This is a genomic window from Microbacterium sp. (assembly GCF_031179285.1).
GTDB lineage: Bacteria > Actinomycetota > Actinomycetes > Actinomycetales > Microbacteriaceae > Microbacterium.
On the sequence record NZ_JAPSHY010000012.1, the window covers coordinates 53,514 to 69,177 of the forward strand.

General features: G+C 68.8%; 16 protein-coding genes. 3 read left to right on the plus strand and 13 right to left on the minus strand.

Annotated elements, in window-relative coordinates; genetic code table 11:
• Nucleotides 1-64: 64 nt before the first annotated feature.
• From def to RIN18_RS09575, 3 genes are all read right to left on the minus strand, one after another.
• Entirely contained in the window at nucleotides 65-556 is a 492-nt protein-coding gene (gene def, locus RIN18_RS09565) for a peptide deformylase (protein WP_309103739.1), read from the minus strand.
• Nucleotides 556-2,376, minus strand: a complete 1,821-nt coding sequence (locus tag RIN18_RS09570) for an AAA family ATPase (RefSeq protein WP_309103740.1) — start codon at nucleotides 2,374-2,376, stop codon at nucleotides 556-558. The genes def and RIN18_RS09570 overlap by 1 nt, the downstream gene beginning before the upstream one ends.
• Before the next feature lie 66 nt (nucleotides 2,377-2,442).
• Nucleotides 2,443-5,850, minus strand: coding sequence for a pyruvate carboxylase (locus RIN18_RS09575; RefSeq protein WP_309103741.1), 3,408 nt, complete (start codon nucleotides 5,848-5,850; stop codon nucleotides 2,443-2,445).
• A 93-nt stretch (nucleotides 5,851-5,943) separates the two neighbouring features.
• Between RIN18_RS09575 and RIN18_RS09580 the strand changes: the two genes are divergently transcribed.
• A complete protein-coding gene (locus RIN18_RS09580) occupies nucleotides 5,944-6,756 on the plus strand; it encodes a ParA family protein (RefSeq protein ID WP_309103783.1) in 813 nt (270 codons plus the stop codon).
• Nucleotides 6,757-6,828: 72 nt separating this feature from the next.
• Here the strand turns inward: RIN18_RS09580 and RIN18_RS09585 are convergent, their stop codons facing one another.
• The 3 genes from RIN18_RS09585 to RIN18_RS09595 all read right to left on the minus strand — a co-directional run bounded on the left by RIN18_RS09585 (nucleotide 6,829) and on the right by RIN18_RS09595 (nucleotide 8,642).
• Nucleotides 6,829-7,374 (minus strand): MerR family transcriptional regulator, encoded by a 546-nt coding sequence (locus RIN18_RS09585; RefSeq protein WP_309103742.1) that lies wholly within the window; start codon nucleotides 7,372-7,374, stop codon nucleotides 6,829-6,831.
• Nucleotides 7,375-7,473: 99 nt separating this feature from the next.
• The gene (locus RIN18_RS09590; RefSeq protein ID WP_375163518.1) at nucleotides 7,474-8,160 is read right to left on the minus strand and encodes a MerR family transcriptional regulator; all 687 of its coding nucleotides are present in this window, start codon (nucleotides 8,158-8,160) and stop codon (nucleotides 7,474-7,476) included.
• Nucleotides 8,160-8,642: an FHA domain-containing protein gene (locus RIN18_RS09595; protein WP_309103743.1), complete on the minus strand. Its 483-nt coding sequence runs from the start codon at nucleotides 8,640-8,642 to the stop codon at nucleotides 8,160-8,162. Before RIN18_RS09595 ends, RIN18_RS09590 begins: the two co-directional genes overlap by 1 nt.
• A gap of 101 nt (nucleotides 8,643-8,743) precedes the next feature.
• Between RIN18_RS09595 and RIN18_RS09600 the strand changes: the two genes are divergently transcribed.
• Entirely contained in the window at nucleotides 8,744-9,406 is a 663-nt protein-coding gene (locus RIN18_RS09600) for a copper resistance protein CopC (protein WP_309103744.1), read from the plus strand.
• Nucleotides 9,407-9,415: 9 nt separating this feature from the next.
• Complete coding sequence (lpdA, locus tag RIN18_RS09605) at nucleotides 9,416-10,813, plus strand: dihydrolipoyl dehydrogenase (protein WP_309103745.1); 1,398 nt, start codon at nucleotides 9,416-9,418, stop codon at nucleotides 10,811-10,813.
• 50 nt (nucleotides 10,814-10,863) lie between these two features.
• Here the strand turns inward: lpdA and RIN18_RS09610 are convergent, their stop codons facing one another.
• From RIN18_RS09610 to RIN18_RS09640, 7 genes are all read right to left on the minus strand, one after another.
• Nucleotides 10,864-11,988: an NAD(P)/FAD-dependent oxidoreductase gene (locus RIN18_RS09610; protein ID WP_309103746.1), complete on the minus strand. Its 1,125-nt coding sequence runs from the start codon at nucleotides 11,986-11,988 to the stop codon at nucleotides 10,864-10,866.
• Nucleotides 11,975-12,697: a methyltransferase domain-containing protein gene (locus RIN18_RS09615; RefSeq protein ID WP_309103747.1), complete on the minus strand. Its 723-nt coding sequence runs from the start codon at nucleotides 12,695-12,697 to the stop codon at nucleotides 11,975-11,977. Before RIN18_RS09615 ends, RIN18_RS09610 begins: the two co-directional genes overlap by 14 nt.
• Nucleotides 12,687-13,847 carry a type III polyketide synthase gene (locus RIN18_RS09620; RefSeq protein WP_309103748.1) on the minus strand — a complete coding sequence of 387 codons (1,161 nt, stop codon included), beginning with the start codon at nucleotides 13,845-13,847 and terminating at the stop codon, nucleotides 12,687-12,689. Before RIN18_RS09620 ends, RIN18_RS09615 begins: the two co-directional genes overlap by 11 nt.
• A gap of 72 nt (nucleotides 13,848-13,919) precedes the next feature.
• The gene (locus RIN18_RS09625) at nucleotides 13,920-14,534 is read right to left on the minus strand and encodes a CYTH domain-containing protein (protein WP_309103749.1); all 615 of its coding nucleotides are present in this window, start codon (nucleotides 14,532-14,534) and stop codon (nucleotides 13,920-13,922) included.
• Nucleotides 14,527-14,739 (minus strand): response regulator, encoded by a 213-nt coding sequence (locus tag RIN18_RS09630; RefSeq protein ID WP_309103750.1) that lies wholly within the window; start codon nucleotides 14,737-14,739, stop codon nucleotides 14,527-14,529. The genes RIN18_RS09625 and RIN18_RS09630 overlap by 8 nt, the downstream gene beginning before the upstream one ends.
• A gap of 46 nt (nucleotides 14,740-14,785) precedes the next feature.
• Nucleotides 14,786-15,256 (minus strand): A24 family peptidase, encoded by a 471-nt coding sequence (locus tag RIN18_RS09635; protein WP_309103751.1) that lies wholly within the window; start codon nucleotides 15,254-15,256, stop codon nucleotides 14,786-14,788.
• 64 nt (nucleotides 15,257-15,320) lie between these two features.
• Complete coding sequence (locus tag RIN18_RS09640) at nucleotides 15,321-15,611, minus strand: DUF1905 domain-containing protein (protein WP_309103752.1); 291 nt, start codon at nucleotides 15,609-15,611, stop codon at nucleotides 15,321-15,323.
• Between the last annotated feature and the right edge of the window lie 53 nt (nucleotides 15,612-15,664).

Genomic DNA, 15,664 nt, shown 5'->3' on the forward strand with positions numbered 1-15,664 from the left:
CCCAAAATCCGACCGGGGCGGCGAGAAAAGACCCCCGCAGATCCTGCGGGGGTCTTTTCGTGGATCAGAACCAGGCGCTCTCGCGCACCTCTCGCATCGCGACCTTGCGAGCCTCCGGCTCGAGTCTGCTGAGGTAGAGCGTGCCGTCGAGATGGTCGGTCTCATGCTGCAGCGCCTGGGCGAGCAGGCCCTCGCCCTCCAGCACCATCGGGTTCCCGTCGAGATCGATCCCCTCGACCCGCGCCCACGGATGCCGCATCGCGTCGTGCCAGAGACCGGGCACCGATAGGCATCCCTCGCCCGTCGGCACGGGTTCGCCTCGGACCTCGGTGAGGACCGGGTTGATCACGTAGCCGATCTCGCCGTCGACATTGTAGCTGAAGGCGCGGAGCGCGACCCCGATCTGAGGCGCGGCCACTCCCGCTCGGCCGGGCAGCTCCACGGTCTCGACGAGGTCGGTGATGAGGGACCGGATCCCCTCGTCGATCTGCTCGATGGGTGCGCAGACGGCGCGCAGGACGGGGTCACCGAAGAGACGGATCTCGCGAACTGTCATCAGGTCGCCTTCGCCCGCAGTCCCTCGACCAGGAGCGCCGCGAGCTCCCGGGCCGCCTTGCGCGTCTCCGGCTGGAGGTTCGCGAAGACGATCGCGCCGCCGCCGGCGATCTGCACGTCGTACGGCACCCGGACGACGCCCTTCGCACGCGTGGCGAAGTGCGCTTCGAGCTCGTTGAGGCGCACCAGCGGGGCACCCGGCGTCGACTGGTTCAGGACGATGATCGCCTCGCGCGCCTGCTCGGTGTAGCCGTTCGTCTCGAGCCACGTCAGCGTCTCGGATGCGAGGCGCGCCTCGTCGACGCTGAGACCCGAGACGATCACGATCTGGTCGGCGAGGTCGAGGGTCGCCGACATGACCGAGTGCACGATGCCGGTGCCGGTGTCGGTGAGAACCAGGGAGTAGTAGTGCGCCGCGACACCGGCGACGTCGCGGTAGTCGCTGTCGCTGAACGCTTCGGCCACGCGTGGATCGGAATCCGAGGCGAGGACGTCCAGCCGCGTTGCGTCGCGGGCGACGATGGCGGAGAGGTCATGATATCCGCGCACGTCGTCATGGATGCGGACCAGGTCACGCACCGACTTGTTGTGGCTGGGCTTGACGATGCGGTCGGCCAGTGTGCCACGGTCGGGATTGGCATCGACCGCGATGACCCTGTCCTCCCTGGCATCCGCCAGCGCCATGCCGAGAAGCGCCGTGATCGTGGTCTTGCCGACACCGCCCTTGCGAGAGAGCACCGGGACGAACCGTGCACCTCCCGCGAGGGGCGCTGCGATCTTCGCCGTCAGCGCTTTGCGTTCGCGCGCACGCCGGCCGTCGCCGATGTTGATCCGCCGTCCCGAGATCGTGTACAGGAAGTGGCTCCACGCTCCCTCGGGCTCGGGCTTGGTGAGCTGGTGCGGATCGAGCAGGCGGTCGGCGGTGAGCAGATCGGCACTCTCCCGCGATGAATCGCCGACCTGATCGAGTCGCTTCGACGTCAGCGGCATCTCCGCCCGTGCTGCGGCTCGTGCCGGCTGCGTCGAGAGCGCTTTGTCATCAGATCTGTCCACGGGGCGGACCTCCTTCTGATTCGGCAGTGGTGCCACTGTCGTCGCAGGTGTGGCGATGTCGGCCTTCGCTCGCGCGAGGAAGCGTGCCGCCGCGGCGGCGTCCTCATCCTCGACGGCGCCGTCGGCGGCGATGGTCGCCGAAGCGGATGCCCGCGACCGGTCGGCAGCGGGCGGACGCGAGGATGCCGGAGCGTCGACGGCGGGCTCGTCGGTCGCCCCGGGAGCCGGCGGTTCCGCATCCGCGGTTCTCCGCGGGGTCGCCGTCTTCGACGACTTCTTCGGTTTCGTCGGCGCGGCTGGCGCGGCTGGCGCGGTCTGTGCAGCATCGGCGACCGCCTCGGCGGCGGGGCTCGGCTGCTCGCTCGGAGCGGCCTCGGCATCGCTGTCCGTGGGCCGCCCACCCGCCGATCCGCGCGGCGCGTCTCGTTCCGGTGCCGTGACGGATGCGCCGACCTCTGCTGGCGCGGTCACCTCGGGGCGCACGGCGGGAAGCGGCTCTACCGGGATCTCGATGATGATGTCGGCGGCGTTGATGCGGCCGATCGCCCTGGCCTCGTCGACCGGCGTCTCGTCGATGAGCGCGGTGACGATCTCGCCGTCGACGATGCCGTCGTCAGCGAGGTCGTCGTCCTCGTCCTGCGGCAGGGCGACGCTCACCTGGGCCGTTCCACCGAGGATGCCGATACCCGTCGTGTCGAGGGATGCGGCGTCGTCGAGCACCCCCAGCGAATCGTCCTCGGACGGGTCGTCGATGTTCTTCGGGCTCACGATGTCGCTCCAAGCTTGTGAGGGCCTCGGGTACGCAGCAGGTGCGCGGTCCTCGCCCGCACAAGATTAGTGCGCAGGACGGATGACGACCAAAAGATCTCCGGCATCCACCTGCTGGGTGGCACCGATCGCGAGGCGCTCGACGATGCCGTCGACGGGCGCGGTGATCGCCGCTTCCATCTTCATCGCCTCGATCGTGGCGACAGGCTCGCCCGCCTTCACCGACGCCCCGACCTCCGCCTTCAGCGTCACCACGCCCGAGAACGGAGCGGCGATGTGCCCGGCGATCGAGGTGTCGGCCTTCTCGACCTCGTGCGCGTCGACGACGATGGCGCGGTCGCGGACGAAGACCGGGCGCAGCTGGCCGTTGAGCGTGGTCATCACCGTCCGCATGCCCTTCTCATCCGCCTCGCCGATCGCCTCGAGGCCCACGAAGAGCTGCACGCCGCGGTCGATCTCGATGACGTGCTCCTGGCCGGGGACGAGCCCGTAGAGATAGTCGCTGGTGTCGAGCACCGAGAGGTCGCCGTAGAGCTCGCGCATCTGCGAGAACTCCCGCATGGGCGCGGGGAACAGCAGCGTGTTCAGCCGCGCGCGCCGCGTCGTGCTGTCACCGGCGAGAGCGGCCTCGTCGTCCGCGGAGATCTCGGTGAATCCCGACCGCACCTCTCGGCCGGCCAGCACCTTGGTGCGGAACGGCTCGGGCCAGCCGCCCGGCAGGTCTCCGAGTTCGCCCGCCATGAAACCGACGACGGAGTCGGGGACGTCGTACTTCTCGGGATTCGCCTCGAAGTCGGCCGGGTCGGCCTTGACCGCCGCCAGGTGAAGTGCCAGATCGCCGACGACCTTCGACGACGGCGTGACCTTGGGCACTCGTCCGAGGATGCGGTCGGCTGCCGCGTACATGTCCTCGATCAGCTCGAAATCGTCGGCGAGTCCCAGCGCTTTCGCCTGCTGCCGCAGATTCGACAGCTGTCCGCCCGGGATCTCGTGGTGGTAGACGCGCCCGGTGGGGCCGGGAAGCCCCGACTCGAACGGCGCGTACTGACGGCGCACCGCCTCCCAGTACGGCTCGAGATCCGAGACCGCACCGAGGTCGATCCCGCTGTCTCGCTCGGTGTGGGCGAGCGCGGCGACCAGCGACGAGAGAGAGGGCTGACTCGTCGTGCCGGACAGGGGTGCGGACGCGGCGTCGACGGCGTCGACACCCGCCGCGCTCGCCGCGAGCAGGGTCGCGAGCTGACCGCCCGGTGTGTCGTGGGTGTGCAGGTGCACGGGAAGGTCGAATCGCTCGCGCAGCGCGCTGACGAGCTTCGCGGCGGCCGCGGGCCGAAGGAGCCCGGCCATGTCCTTGATGGCGATGATGTGAGCGCCCGCGTCGACGATCTGCTGCGCGAGCCCAAGGTAGTAGTCGAGGGTGTACAGGTCCTCGGCCGGATTCAGCAGGTCGCCGGTGTAGCAGAGCGCGACTTCGGCCACCGCGGTGCCCGTGCTGCGGACGGCGTCGATGGCCGGGCGCATCTGATCGACATCGTTGAGCGCGTCGAAGATGCGGAAGATGTCGACACCGCTCGCGGCGGCCTCGGCGACGAACGCCTCGGTCACGGCGGTCGGGTACGGGGTGTAGCCCACGGTGTTGCGCCCGCGGAGCAGCATCTGGATCGCCACGTTGGGAAGCGCTGCGCGCAGCTTGTCCAGCCGCTCCCATGGGTCCTCCCCCAGGAAGCGCAGCGCGACGTCGTACGTCGCGCCGCCCCATGCCTCGACCGAGAGAAGCCCGGGGGTGAGGCGGGCGATGTGAGGTGCGACGGCGACGAGATCGCGCGTGCGGACTCGGGTGGCCAGAAGCGACTGATGCGCATCGCGCAAGGTGGTGTCGGTGATGGCGAGAGAAGTCTGCTCACGGAGGCTTCGGGCGAAGCCCTCCGGGCCGAGTTCGAGCAGACGCTGCCGTGAACCGGGCAGAGGCTCCGCACCCGGATCGATCACGGGGAGCTTGGTCGCCGGGTCGACGACGCCGGGGTGGGCGCCGTTGGGCTTGTTGACCGTGACATCGACCAGCCAGTTCAGGATCTTCGTGCCCCGGTCCTTCGACACCCGGCCACGGAGGAGTTCGGGGCGCTCGTCGATGAAGTGCGTGCTCACATCGCCGGCGATGAAGGATTCGTCGTCGAGCAGGGCCTGCAGGAACGGGATGTTGGTGGAGACCCCGCGGATCCGGAACTCCGCCAGCGCGCGACGCGCGCGTGCGACGGCCGCCGGGAAGTCGCGGCCACGGCAGGTGAGCTTGGAGAGCATCGAGTCGAAGTGAGGACTGATCTGCGAGCCCGCGGCGGTCGTGCCGCCGTCGAGGCGGATGCCGGCGCCGCCGGGCGAGCGGTACGTGGTGATCTTGCCGGTGTCGGGACGGAACCCCTGCGTCGGGTCCTCCGTGGTGATGCGGCACTGCAGTGCGGCACCCCGCACGCGCAGGTTCTCCTGCTCCAGGCCGAGCTCGGCGAGCGTCTGCCCGGCGGCGATCCGCATCTGGGTCTGCACGAGATCGACGTCGGTGATCTCCTCGGTGACCGTGTGCTCGACCTGGATGCGGGGGTTCATCTCGATGAAGACGACCTCACCCGCACGCTCCCCCGCCGTCTCCAACAGGAACTCCACCGTGCCGGCGTTCTCATAGCCGATCGATCGCGCGAAGGCGACGGCATACCCGTGCAGAGCGGTGCGGATGCCCTCATCGAGGTTCGGGGCGGGGGCGATCTCGACGACCTTCTGATGGCGCCGCTGCACCGAGCAGTCGCGCTCGAACAGGTGAACCGTCTCGCCCGATTTGTCGGCGACGATCTGCACCTCGATGTGACGGGGGCGGACCACTGCCTGCTCGAGGAACATGCGCGGATCTCCGAACGCACTCTCGGCCTCGCGCATCGCCTCGGCGAGAGCGGGCGCCAGCTCGCTCTTCGTCTCCACACGCCGCATGCCGCGGCCGCCGCCGCCGGCGACAGCCTTCGCGAACAGCGGGAAGCCGATCTCGTCAGCCTGCACCAGGAGCGCGTCGACGTCGTCGGAAGCCTCGGTCGAGCGCAGCACCGGCACCCCGGCGTCGATGGCGTGCCGCTTGGCTTCGACCTTGTTCCCCGCCATCTCCAGCACGTTCGCCGGTGGTCCGATGAAGACGATGCCGTTGGCTGCCGCTTTCTCGGCGAGCTCTGGGTTCTCCGAGAGGAAGCCGTAACCGGGATAGATCGCGTCGGCGCCGGCCTCCCGTGCGACACGGATGATCTCGTCGACATCGAGATAGGCACGCACCGGGTGTCCGCGTTCACCGATCTGATACGCCTCGTCGGCCTTCAGCCGATGCAGTGATCCACGATCCTCATAGGGGAAGACCGCCACCGTCCTCGCCCCCACCTCGAATGCCGCTCGGAAGGCCCGTATCGCGATCTCGCCGCGATTGGCCACAAGGATCTTCTGGAACATGCACACCTCTGAGAGCTCGATGCGCGACGATTTCGGCGCACATGGGGCGGGGCTGAGTGTTCCCTCAGCCTAGGGGAAGGTAACGTGGAGTCCGTGCACGTACTCAGCGTCAGCTCCCTCAAGGGCGGCGTCGGCAAGACGACCGTGACTCTCGGCCTGGCCTCAGCGGCCTTCGCCCGGGGCGTCCGGACACTCGTCGTCGACCTCGACCCGCAGTCCGATGTGTCCACCGGCATGGATATCCAGGTCGCCGGACGCCTCAACATCGCCGATGTCCTGGCGAACCCGAAGGAGAAGGTGGTCCGGCAGGCGATCACCTCCAGCGGCTGGGCAAAGGTGCACCCCGGAACCATCGACGTGCTGATCGGCAGCCCGTCAGCCATCAACTTCGACGGCCCGCATCCGAGCGTCCGCGATGTGTGGAAGCTCGAAGAGGCCCTCGCCGCCGTCGAGGCCGACTACGACCTCGTCCTCATCGACTGCGCCCCCTCGCTCAACGCCCTCACGCGCACCGCGTGGGCGGCGAGCGACCGCGTGATCGTCGTCACCGAACCCGGCCTGTTCTCGGTCGCCGCAGCCGACCGCGCGCTGCGGGCGATCGAAGAGATCCGACGCGGGCTGTCCCCTCGCCTCCAGCCGCTGGGCATCGTCGTCAATCGCGTCCGCCCCCAGTCGATCGAGCACCAGTTCCGCATCAAGGAGCTGCGCGACATGTTCGGCCCGCTGGTGCTGTCGCCGCAGCTGCCCGAACGCACCTCTCTGCAGCAGGCGCAAGGCGCCGCGAAGCCGCTGCACATCTGGCCGGGAGACTCCGCGCAGGAACTCGCCGCCGACTTCGATCAGCTGCTGGACCGGATCGTGCGCACCGGTCGCATCATGGTGCCCGAGGCCGGCGCTCAGGCCTGACCAGCGCGCACAGAAAAACGGCCATCCTCGTCGAGGGTGGCCGTTCTCGTGAGCGGAGCTCGAGACGGAGCGTCAGGCGGAGCGCTTCGCCCGGCGCGCGGAGAGTTCGTCGACGGGGTCCGGTGCCGTCGGGTCGAACTCGACGAGGCTGGATTCCACCTCGCGAAGGACCTTGCCGACGGCGATGCCGAACACGCCCTGGCCGCGGCTGACGAGATCGATCACCTCGTCGTTGGAGGTGCAGAGGTAGACCGAGGCACCGTCGCTCATCAGGGTCGTACCGGCGAGATCACGGATGCCGGCGGCGCGCAGCTGATCCACTGCCGTGCGGATCTGCTGCAGCGAGATGCCGGTGTCGAGCAGACGCTTCACGAGCTTGAGCACGAGGATGTCGCGGAACCCGTAGAGACGCTGGGATCCCGAGCCGCTGGCACCGCGGACGGTGGGAACGACGAGTTCGGTGCGGGCCCAGTAGTCCAGCTGACGATAGGTGATCCCGGCCGCGCGAGCGGCGACAGCGCCACGGTAGCCGACCTCGTCGTCCATGGCGGGAAGCCCGTCCGTGAAGAGGAGTTCGCTCACGAACCGCGGGTCGCCGGAAAGCTCATCCGCATTCATCTGGTTTCCTCCCTGGAACGGTTACCTCCACGCTAGAGCAGTGCCCCGGCAGCGGCAATGACATCCGTGCGCGAGTGAAGGTGTGTCGCAATCAGTTCGTTACGAAAGCACCCGGGAGAGCGCGTCCTTGACGAACAGGCCCCGCACTTCGTCGAGTTTGGCGGCCAGCTCCGGCGCCATCTCGCTCGCCTTGGCGCGGGAAGCGGCATCCGTTCGCCGCAGCAGCGCCGACATGGCCGATTCGATGAGTGCGACCTCGCGCTCGGCCCCCTGCCGGACGGCCCGCAGGTGCCGAGGTTCGATGCCGTGACGGTCGAGCGCGACGAGTCCGCGCAGCAGCGCGACGGTCGCCTCGGAATAGGTGTCGCTTGCGGTGATGATCCCGGTGCTGATCGCGTCGTTGAGCAGCTGCGGCCCGGCTCCCGCGGCCGTCAGCAGCTCATCGCGGCGGTAGCGCCGGGGCGCGGGGGCGATCGACGGCGGGGGCGCGAGCGACGTCGCGGCCGTGCCGTTCGCGTCGATCTCGTCGAGCTGCTCGCGGATGATGCTGAGAGGGAGATAGTGGTCGCGCTGCAGCACGAGTCCCAGGCGCAGCCGCTCGATGTCCGCGGCGGAGAACTTGCGATAACCGGACTCGGTGCGAGAGGGCTTCACGATGCCCTGAACCTCGAGGAAGCGCAGCTTGCTGGAGGTGAGTTCCGGGAACTCCGGAGTGAGCCGTGCGAGCACCTGACCGATGCTCAGCAGGCCCGCGGATCCAGAGCGATCGCGAGCGGGTGACGCCATCAGCCGTTCGCCGCCGAGCGATCGGCGGGAGAGGCGAAGAAGTTCAGCCGGAACTTCCCGACGCGCAGTTCTGAGCCGTCGACAAGAGCGCTGCGGTCGACGCGCTCGCCGTTGACATACGTGCCGTTGAGAGAGCGCTGGTCGATGATCTCGAACGAGGACCCGCTGCGGGTGATCTCCGCGTGCCGACGTGACACGGTGACGTCATCGAAGAAGATGTCCGCCTCCGGGTGACGGCCGACCGTCGTTACATCGGTGTCGAGAAGGTAGCGTGCACCCGCCAGCGCACCGGAGCGCACCAGCAGCAGGGCGGATCCGGCAGGCAGCGCCGCGATCGCGGACTGCTCGACATCGGTGAGTTCCACGCCGAAGGGGACGAAGGACAGATCGGAATCATGCCCGAACGTCTGCGTCACATCGTGCTTCTGCTCGCCGGTGCGGTGAATGGGTTCTCCGCCCGATCGGCTCTCGCTGTCTGTCACAGTGGCCCTCCTTCAGCGTCCAGACTATCCGATGCCGAGCCGCTCGCGGGAGGGTCGTGCGCACTCAGCCCGCACATACCGGCGATTCATAGGCTGGTGAGGTGCTCACGATCGCCCGCCGCCGTTCCAACGCCGCCTTCGCCCTCGCCGTGACGCTGCTCGCGGCGTTCCTCGTGCTGTTCTCACCGCAACCCGCATCGGCTCACGACAGCCTGGTCGCGTCGGATCCTGCGGCCGACACCACCGTCGAGACGCTGCCCGCCGCACTCACCCTCACCTTCAGCGCGAAGCTCATCGACGGCGAGGGGGCGACGGAAGTGGTGGTCACCGACCCCGACGGCGCATCCGTCACCGACGGTCCCGCCACCCTGGACGGCGCGATGGTCACTCAGCCGCTGGCCGCAACGGCGGATGCCGGCACCTATCACGTCATCTGGAAGGTGGTCTCCAGCGACGGCCACCCCACCTCGGGTGAGTTCTCCTTCACCGTCGCGACGAGCACTGCCGGTGACGCGCCGACCGGGGATCCGACGCCGACGGCAACGCCGAGCGACGAAGCCACCACCCCGGCATCCTCGAGTGAACCGACGCCTTCGTCCTCGGACGGGACTCCGGCGGATGGCGACTCCTTCATGCGCGTGCTGCCCTGGATCATCGTCCTCATCGTCGGCGTCGCCGGCGTCGGCGCCCTCGTCGCCGTGCTCGTCGCGCGCGCCCGCAGAAAGGGCCCAGGCGCCGATTCCGACGCACCCGCAGAGGGATAGGCTTGAGGCATGCCACATTACGATGTCGTCATCCTCGGTGCCGGTCCTGGTGGATACGTCGCCGCCGTTCGCAGCGCACAGCTCGGTCTGTCCACCGCCATCATCGAGGAGAAGTACTGGGGCGGTGTATGCCTCAACGTCGGCTGCATCCCCTCCAAGGCGCTCCTGAAGAACGCGGAACTCGCGCACACCCTCAAGCACAAGGCCGATCTCTTCGGCATCTCGGGTGAGTTCACCCTCGACTACGGCAAGGCGTTCGATCGCAGCCGCGTCGTCGCGGACGGCCGCGTCAAGGGCATCCACTTCCTCATGAAGAAGAACAAGGTGACCGAGTACGACGGCCGCGGCACCTTCACCGGCCCCAAGGCGATCTCCGTCGCCAAATCCGACGGATCGACCGAAGAGGTCACCTTCGACAACGTCATCATCGCCACCGGGTCGACCGTCCGACTGCTCCCCGGCGTCACCCTCAGCGAGAACGTCGTCACCTACGAGGAGCAGATCCTCAGCCGCGAGCTTCCCGAGTCGATCGTCATCGTCGGGGCCGGACCCATCGGCATGGAGTTCGCCTATGTGATGACGAACTACGGCGTGAAGGTCACGATCATCGAATTCCTCGACCGCGCCCTGCCCAACGAGGACGCGGACGTGTCGAAGGAGATCGCCAAGCAGTACAAGAACTACGGCGTCGAGATCCTCACCTCCACGAAGGTCGAGACCGTCGTCGACAACGGCTCGTCCGTCACCGTCACCTTCACGGGCAAGGACGGTCAGCAGAGTTCGATCGAGACCGGCAAGGTGCTCATGTCGATCGGCTTCGCACCCCGCGTCGAGGGATTCGGCCTCGACAAGACCGGTGTCGAGCTCACCGAGCGGGGCGCCATCGCCATCGACGATCACATGCGCACCAACGTCGAGGGCATCTACGCGATCGGAGACGTCACCGCCAAGCTGCAGCTCGCGCACGTCGCCGAGGCCCAGGGCGTGGTGGCCGCCGAGACCATCGGCAAGGCCGAGACCATGACGCTCGGCGACTACCGGATGATGCCGCGCGCGACGTTCTGCTCGCCGCAGGTGGCATCGTTCGGCCTCACCGAGCAGCAGGCGAAGGACGAGGGGCGCGAGATCAAGGTCTCCACCTTCCCGTTCATGGCCAACGGCAAGGCGCACGGGCTCGGCGAGCCGGTCGGCTTCGTCAAGCTCATCGCGGATGCCGAGCACCTCGAGCTCATCGGCGCGCACATGATCGGCCCCGACGTCTCCGAGCTCCTTCCCGAGCTGACGCTCGCGCAGAAGTGGGACCTCACCGCCCTCGAACTCGCCCGGAACGTCCACACCCACCCGACGCTGTCCGAGGCTCTCCAGGAGGGCTTCCACGGTCTCGCCGGGCACATGATCAACTTCTGATCGACAACCTCGCACGAAGGCCCGGCACACATGTGCCGGGCCTTCGTGCGTCAGATGCCCCGCATGGTGATGAGGCCGGCGGTCGCCGCTCGCAGCGGCCGAGTGCCCAGCAGACCGATGAGACCCTCGCGGCCTCGCAGCGGGACGCCGCCGGCCGGCATCCCCATCGCCATGTAGAACGCCGAACGGCGCTGCGCGGTGCGGGCGGAGCGGGCAGCACGTCGGTGGAACGCGCGAAGGTCGGGTTGGCGCCGCCCGATCTCTCGCCCGAGGGTTTCGGCGAGACGGGAGGCATCGAGCCAGCCCAGGTTCATGCCCTGCCCGCCGATCGGGCTCACCTCGTGGGCGGCATCCCCCAACAGGACCACCCGCCCCCGCACTGACGCACGAGCGAGGTGCTGTGCGGCACGGAAGGCGGAGGGGATGACATCGCCCGCGATGACGGGGCTCGTCCCGATGCGCTCCTCGATCAGCAACCGGAATGCGGTGGCATCGACCGGCGACGGATCCGACGCGCCGGTGCGCACCACCCACCGCCGCATCCCGCCCGGCAGCGGGAACGACTCCACCAGTCCGCCCGGTTCGCAGTACAGCTGGGCCCTGACGCCCGCGTCGGGGTCTGCAGCGTCCAGCATCGCGTACGACGACCATCCCGGCCTCCGCCGCCAGGGGATGCCCAGACTCTGGCGGATCGCGCTGTGCACGCCGTCGGCGGCGACGACGAGCGAGGCGGTGAGGTCGACCGAGCCGTCGGCCCGATCGACCGACACCCGCACGACATCACCCTCATCGCGCACCGCCCGCACCTCGTGCCGGGAACGCAGGATCCCGACGTCCAGCTGTGCGAGCCGCTGCCGCAGCAGTGCATCGGTGCGCCGCTGGGGCAGCACCAGCACGGGACGATCGTCGGTGAAGGTCAGCGACGCGAGGACCCGGCCTCGCGAACGCACCTCCCCGCCCTCGAGCCGGAGGGCCTCTCCCCTGACCGCCTCTCCGACCCCCGCTTCATCGAGCGCGTCCAACCCAGGGCGATGGATGCCGATCGCCCTGGTGCGGCCGTCTGCACCGTCTCGCCGCTCGCAGATCACGACGTCGAGGCCTCTCTCGGCGAGCAGACACCCCAGCAGCAGCCCGACAGGACCCGCACCGACGATGACGACGTCATGGTCGGGCATCGGCGTCGTCCCATCGCAGCTCGAGGCGGGAGGGGACTCCGCGACGCACCGTCCACCCCGGCGGCGCCGCGGCTGCCAGCTCGGCCGCGGTGTACGAACGGCGGATGCTGGTGAGACCGTCGTCCCGGATGAAGGATCCGGCGAGCAGGTTGCGCGCGAACGGCCATGTCGCCGCGGCGAACAGCAGGTAGGCGGCCCTGCTGCGTTCGATGTCCTGATGGAGCACGAGTCCGTCCTCGTCGACGAGCCGACGCGAGTCCGCCAGCAGCGCCTGGAGCTCGGTGCCGTTCAGATGATGAAGGAGGTGGTTCGAGACGATGACGTCGTACTTCTCCCCTTCCCGCACGAGATCGGTTGTCAGGGCACTGCGATACCTCACCCCGGCGCCGCCGTCATGGGCCGCCGCCCACCGCGTCGCCCGATCGTCCGCATCAAGAGCGGTGATGTCGGCGACCAGCCCGTCGCGCGACAGGGAGGCAGCCAGCAGACGGCACAGATCGCCACCGCCGGAGCCCACGTCGAGCACGCGGATCCGCCCGGTTCTGGCGCGGGGGCGGATGTCGCGCCGGTAGATCAGCCCGGGGCGAGAGACCGCAGCATTGACCAGCCGGAACCGCCGATAGGTCTTCTCCAGCATCGCCCGATCCGCACCGGGGTCATCCATCAGCTCACTGGCCCCGGCGGCGCGGGTGGAGAGGTCAGGCGACATGGCTCCCCGGCGCGACGACGGTCAGCAGCGCGCTCTCGGCGGTGAGACCCGGTCCGAACGCCATGGCGGCCACCCGGTCGCCGTCCTCGGCGCCGTCGTCGAGGATCCTCTTCATCACGAAGAGGATTGTCGCGCTGGACATGTTGCCGTTCTCGCGCAGCGTCTCCCTCGCCGGATGCAGTTGCCCGTCCGTCAGATCGAACTTCTCCTGCACTCGGTCGAGGATGCTGCGACCGCCCGGATGGATCGCCCAGTGCTCTACGGCCTGTCCGATCGCGCCCTCCTCGAACGCCGCGGCGAGCTCCGGCTCCCGGTAGAGCGGACGCAGCGCATCGTGGATGTTCTCCCCGATGATCTGCGGCACGGCCGTGGACAGGATCATCTCGAACCCGCTGTCGCCGATCGTCCACGCCATGTCCTTCTTGCCGTCGGGGACGATCGCGGTGTGGAAGCGATCGAGCCGGAGCCCCGGCACATCCGAGTCGAACGTGCGCGCGGTGACGATGCCCGCCGCTGCGCCGTCGGCGAAGAGCGAGGAGGCGACGATCGTGTCCGGGTCCTCCGAGGAGCGCAGGTGCAGGGTGCACAGCTCGACGCTCACCACCAGCACGACAGCGTCGGGGTCGGCCGCGCAGAACTGGCCCGCGGCACGCAGCGCCGGCATCGAGGCGTAGCAGCCCATGAATCCGAGGTGGTACCGCTGCACGCTGTCGGCGAGACCGAGGGCACGGACGATCTCGTAATCCGGGCCCGGGGCGTGGAACCCGGTGCACGACACCGTGACCACATGCGTGACGTCGGCGGCATCGACGTCCGGGTCGGCATCGAGCGCACGGCGGGCGGCCTCGACGAAGAGCTTCATCGCCTCGCGCGCGTAGACCTCGTTCCTCGTCTTCGTCCCCGGGGCGAGCAGCTCACCCGATGCGCGATCGAAGAACACCGGAGAGGACGAGTCGGCCGTCAGCGACAGTTCGTCCAGGACGGTGTGCCGGGTGTCGATGCCCGAGACGTTGAACGAGGTCGCCACGATCCGCTTCGCCAGTCGCCCGAGATCCGGCTGAGCGGCGAAGACGTCGCGTACCTCCTCCTGGACGAGAAGAGTGTCTGGGACGAGGGTCTGCAGGGACCGGAGCACGGCGGGCGGCGTCATGCTGTCACTCAAGCATCGGGTCGCACCTCGCGGAAGGGGGTTGCGCGTTGATCCCGATCTCTGAGAACGCGGTCAGACGCCCAGAGCGCGGGCGAGCTTCGAACCCGATGCCGAATCGCGACCGCCCGCCGCACGGATCGCACGCTCGGCAGCGGAGAAGAACGCCTCGCGGCCCTCGGCATCCGCCGGAGCGGCCGGTCCCAGCTCCAGCTCCCATTCGCGCCATTCGCGCTGGCGCCCCGTGCGCAGATCCGTGGCGCGAACGTGATCGTCGACGAACTCCGCGACGACGCCGTCCGGGCCGGGGAGCAGGTACGCGGTCCGGTCGTTCTCGATGCGCGCGAGCGGAACGAGCGGCAGAGCGGTCCAGCGCGAGATCGCCGCGACGACCGCCTCCGGCACGCCGTCGTCATCGCCGAGGGGCCAGCCGAGCTCGAGGCGTCCGTCGCCCTCCTTGGGTCCCTTGACATGCCAGCCGGCGTCCGGTCCTCCGGTGCGGCGCCGCAGAGCCACGCCCGAACGCGAGAGGGCGCCGTCGACGGTGTCCAGGTACCGGGCATCGAGAGCGCGCGGCTCTCCTGCCGTCACGGCCTCGACGCCGGGGATCGCGTCCCAGTCCGGCAGCGGGGTGGCCGCATCGACGTCGTACTTGCGCTCGACCTCGACCGATCTGGTCGGTTCAGTCATCGCTGGGGTTGATGTCCTCGAGAGACTCGTCGAACCAGTAGTCGACCTCGGTGGGTCCGTCCTGCGTGCCGGTGTTCTGCGGCTCACCGCGGCGGTGATACACCACCTGCGTCTCGCTGTAGGGGACGATCAGCTTGTCGTCCGCGTCGCCGAGGGGGATGATCTGCCCGTCGAGGGGGCCGCCGTGAAGTCGTGCGAGTGCCATGTGCTCACCCTAGCGCCGCATCATGGGCGGCGGGACGAGCGAGCACTCAGGCGGCCGCGACGCCCAGCACGGCTCCGACGATCATCCACGGCCCGAAGGCGATGCGCGTCGACCGGTCGGCGCGCCGGAGCGCCATCAGGATCAGCGCGTAGAGGGCGCCGAGGACGAAGGCGGATGCCGCGCCGACGGCCAGCGCCTGCCAGCCGTGCCGGCCCAGCACGAGTCCGATGACCGCGGCGAGCTTCACGTCACCGCCGCCCATCCCGTCGCGGCTCACCAGTCGCAGTGCGGCGTAGAACCCGCCGAGGATCAGCATGCCGAGCAGAGCGCCGATCAGCGGGCCGGTGCGAGCCGTCAACAGCGCCTCCAGTATCACGAGAGCGAGCAGGGCCGCCAGCGTGGGCAGCACGATCCGGTTCGGCAGACGGTGGGTGCGCGCATCGATGACGATGAGCCAGGTGCCGATGCCGAGCAGCGCGATCTGCACGATCACGATGATCACGGCGTGGACGGTCATGGGGCAAGGCTAGGAGATGGCGTTCCGAGGCGTGATGGGCCTGTGGAGAACTCCTCCGCAGCGGTCAGAGATCGATGATGTCGAGATCGACCGTGACGACGTCACCCTCTGCGATCGACTGCTCCTGACGTATCGCCTTCTTCAGCGGCAGCACGAAGGCGCCGTCGCTGAAGAAGATCGAGGTGGGCCAGATCGAGGAGCCGATCCGCGCGCGGACCCGGAGCGAGCCGAATCCCCGCGGTGGTGACGGAAGCTCTCGCAGTTCGAGGGAGAGCTCTTCGGGCATCGTCGCGAAGAACCACGATTCGACGCGTTTGTCCCAGCGCGTCACGACGCTGTCGAACTCGATCTGCATGTCGACAGCGTATCGATCGGGGTGGACACCACGATCCGCGCGTCGTCGGTCGA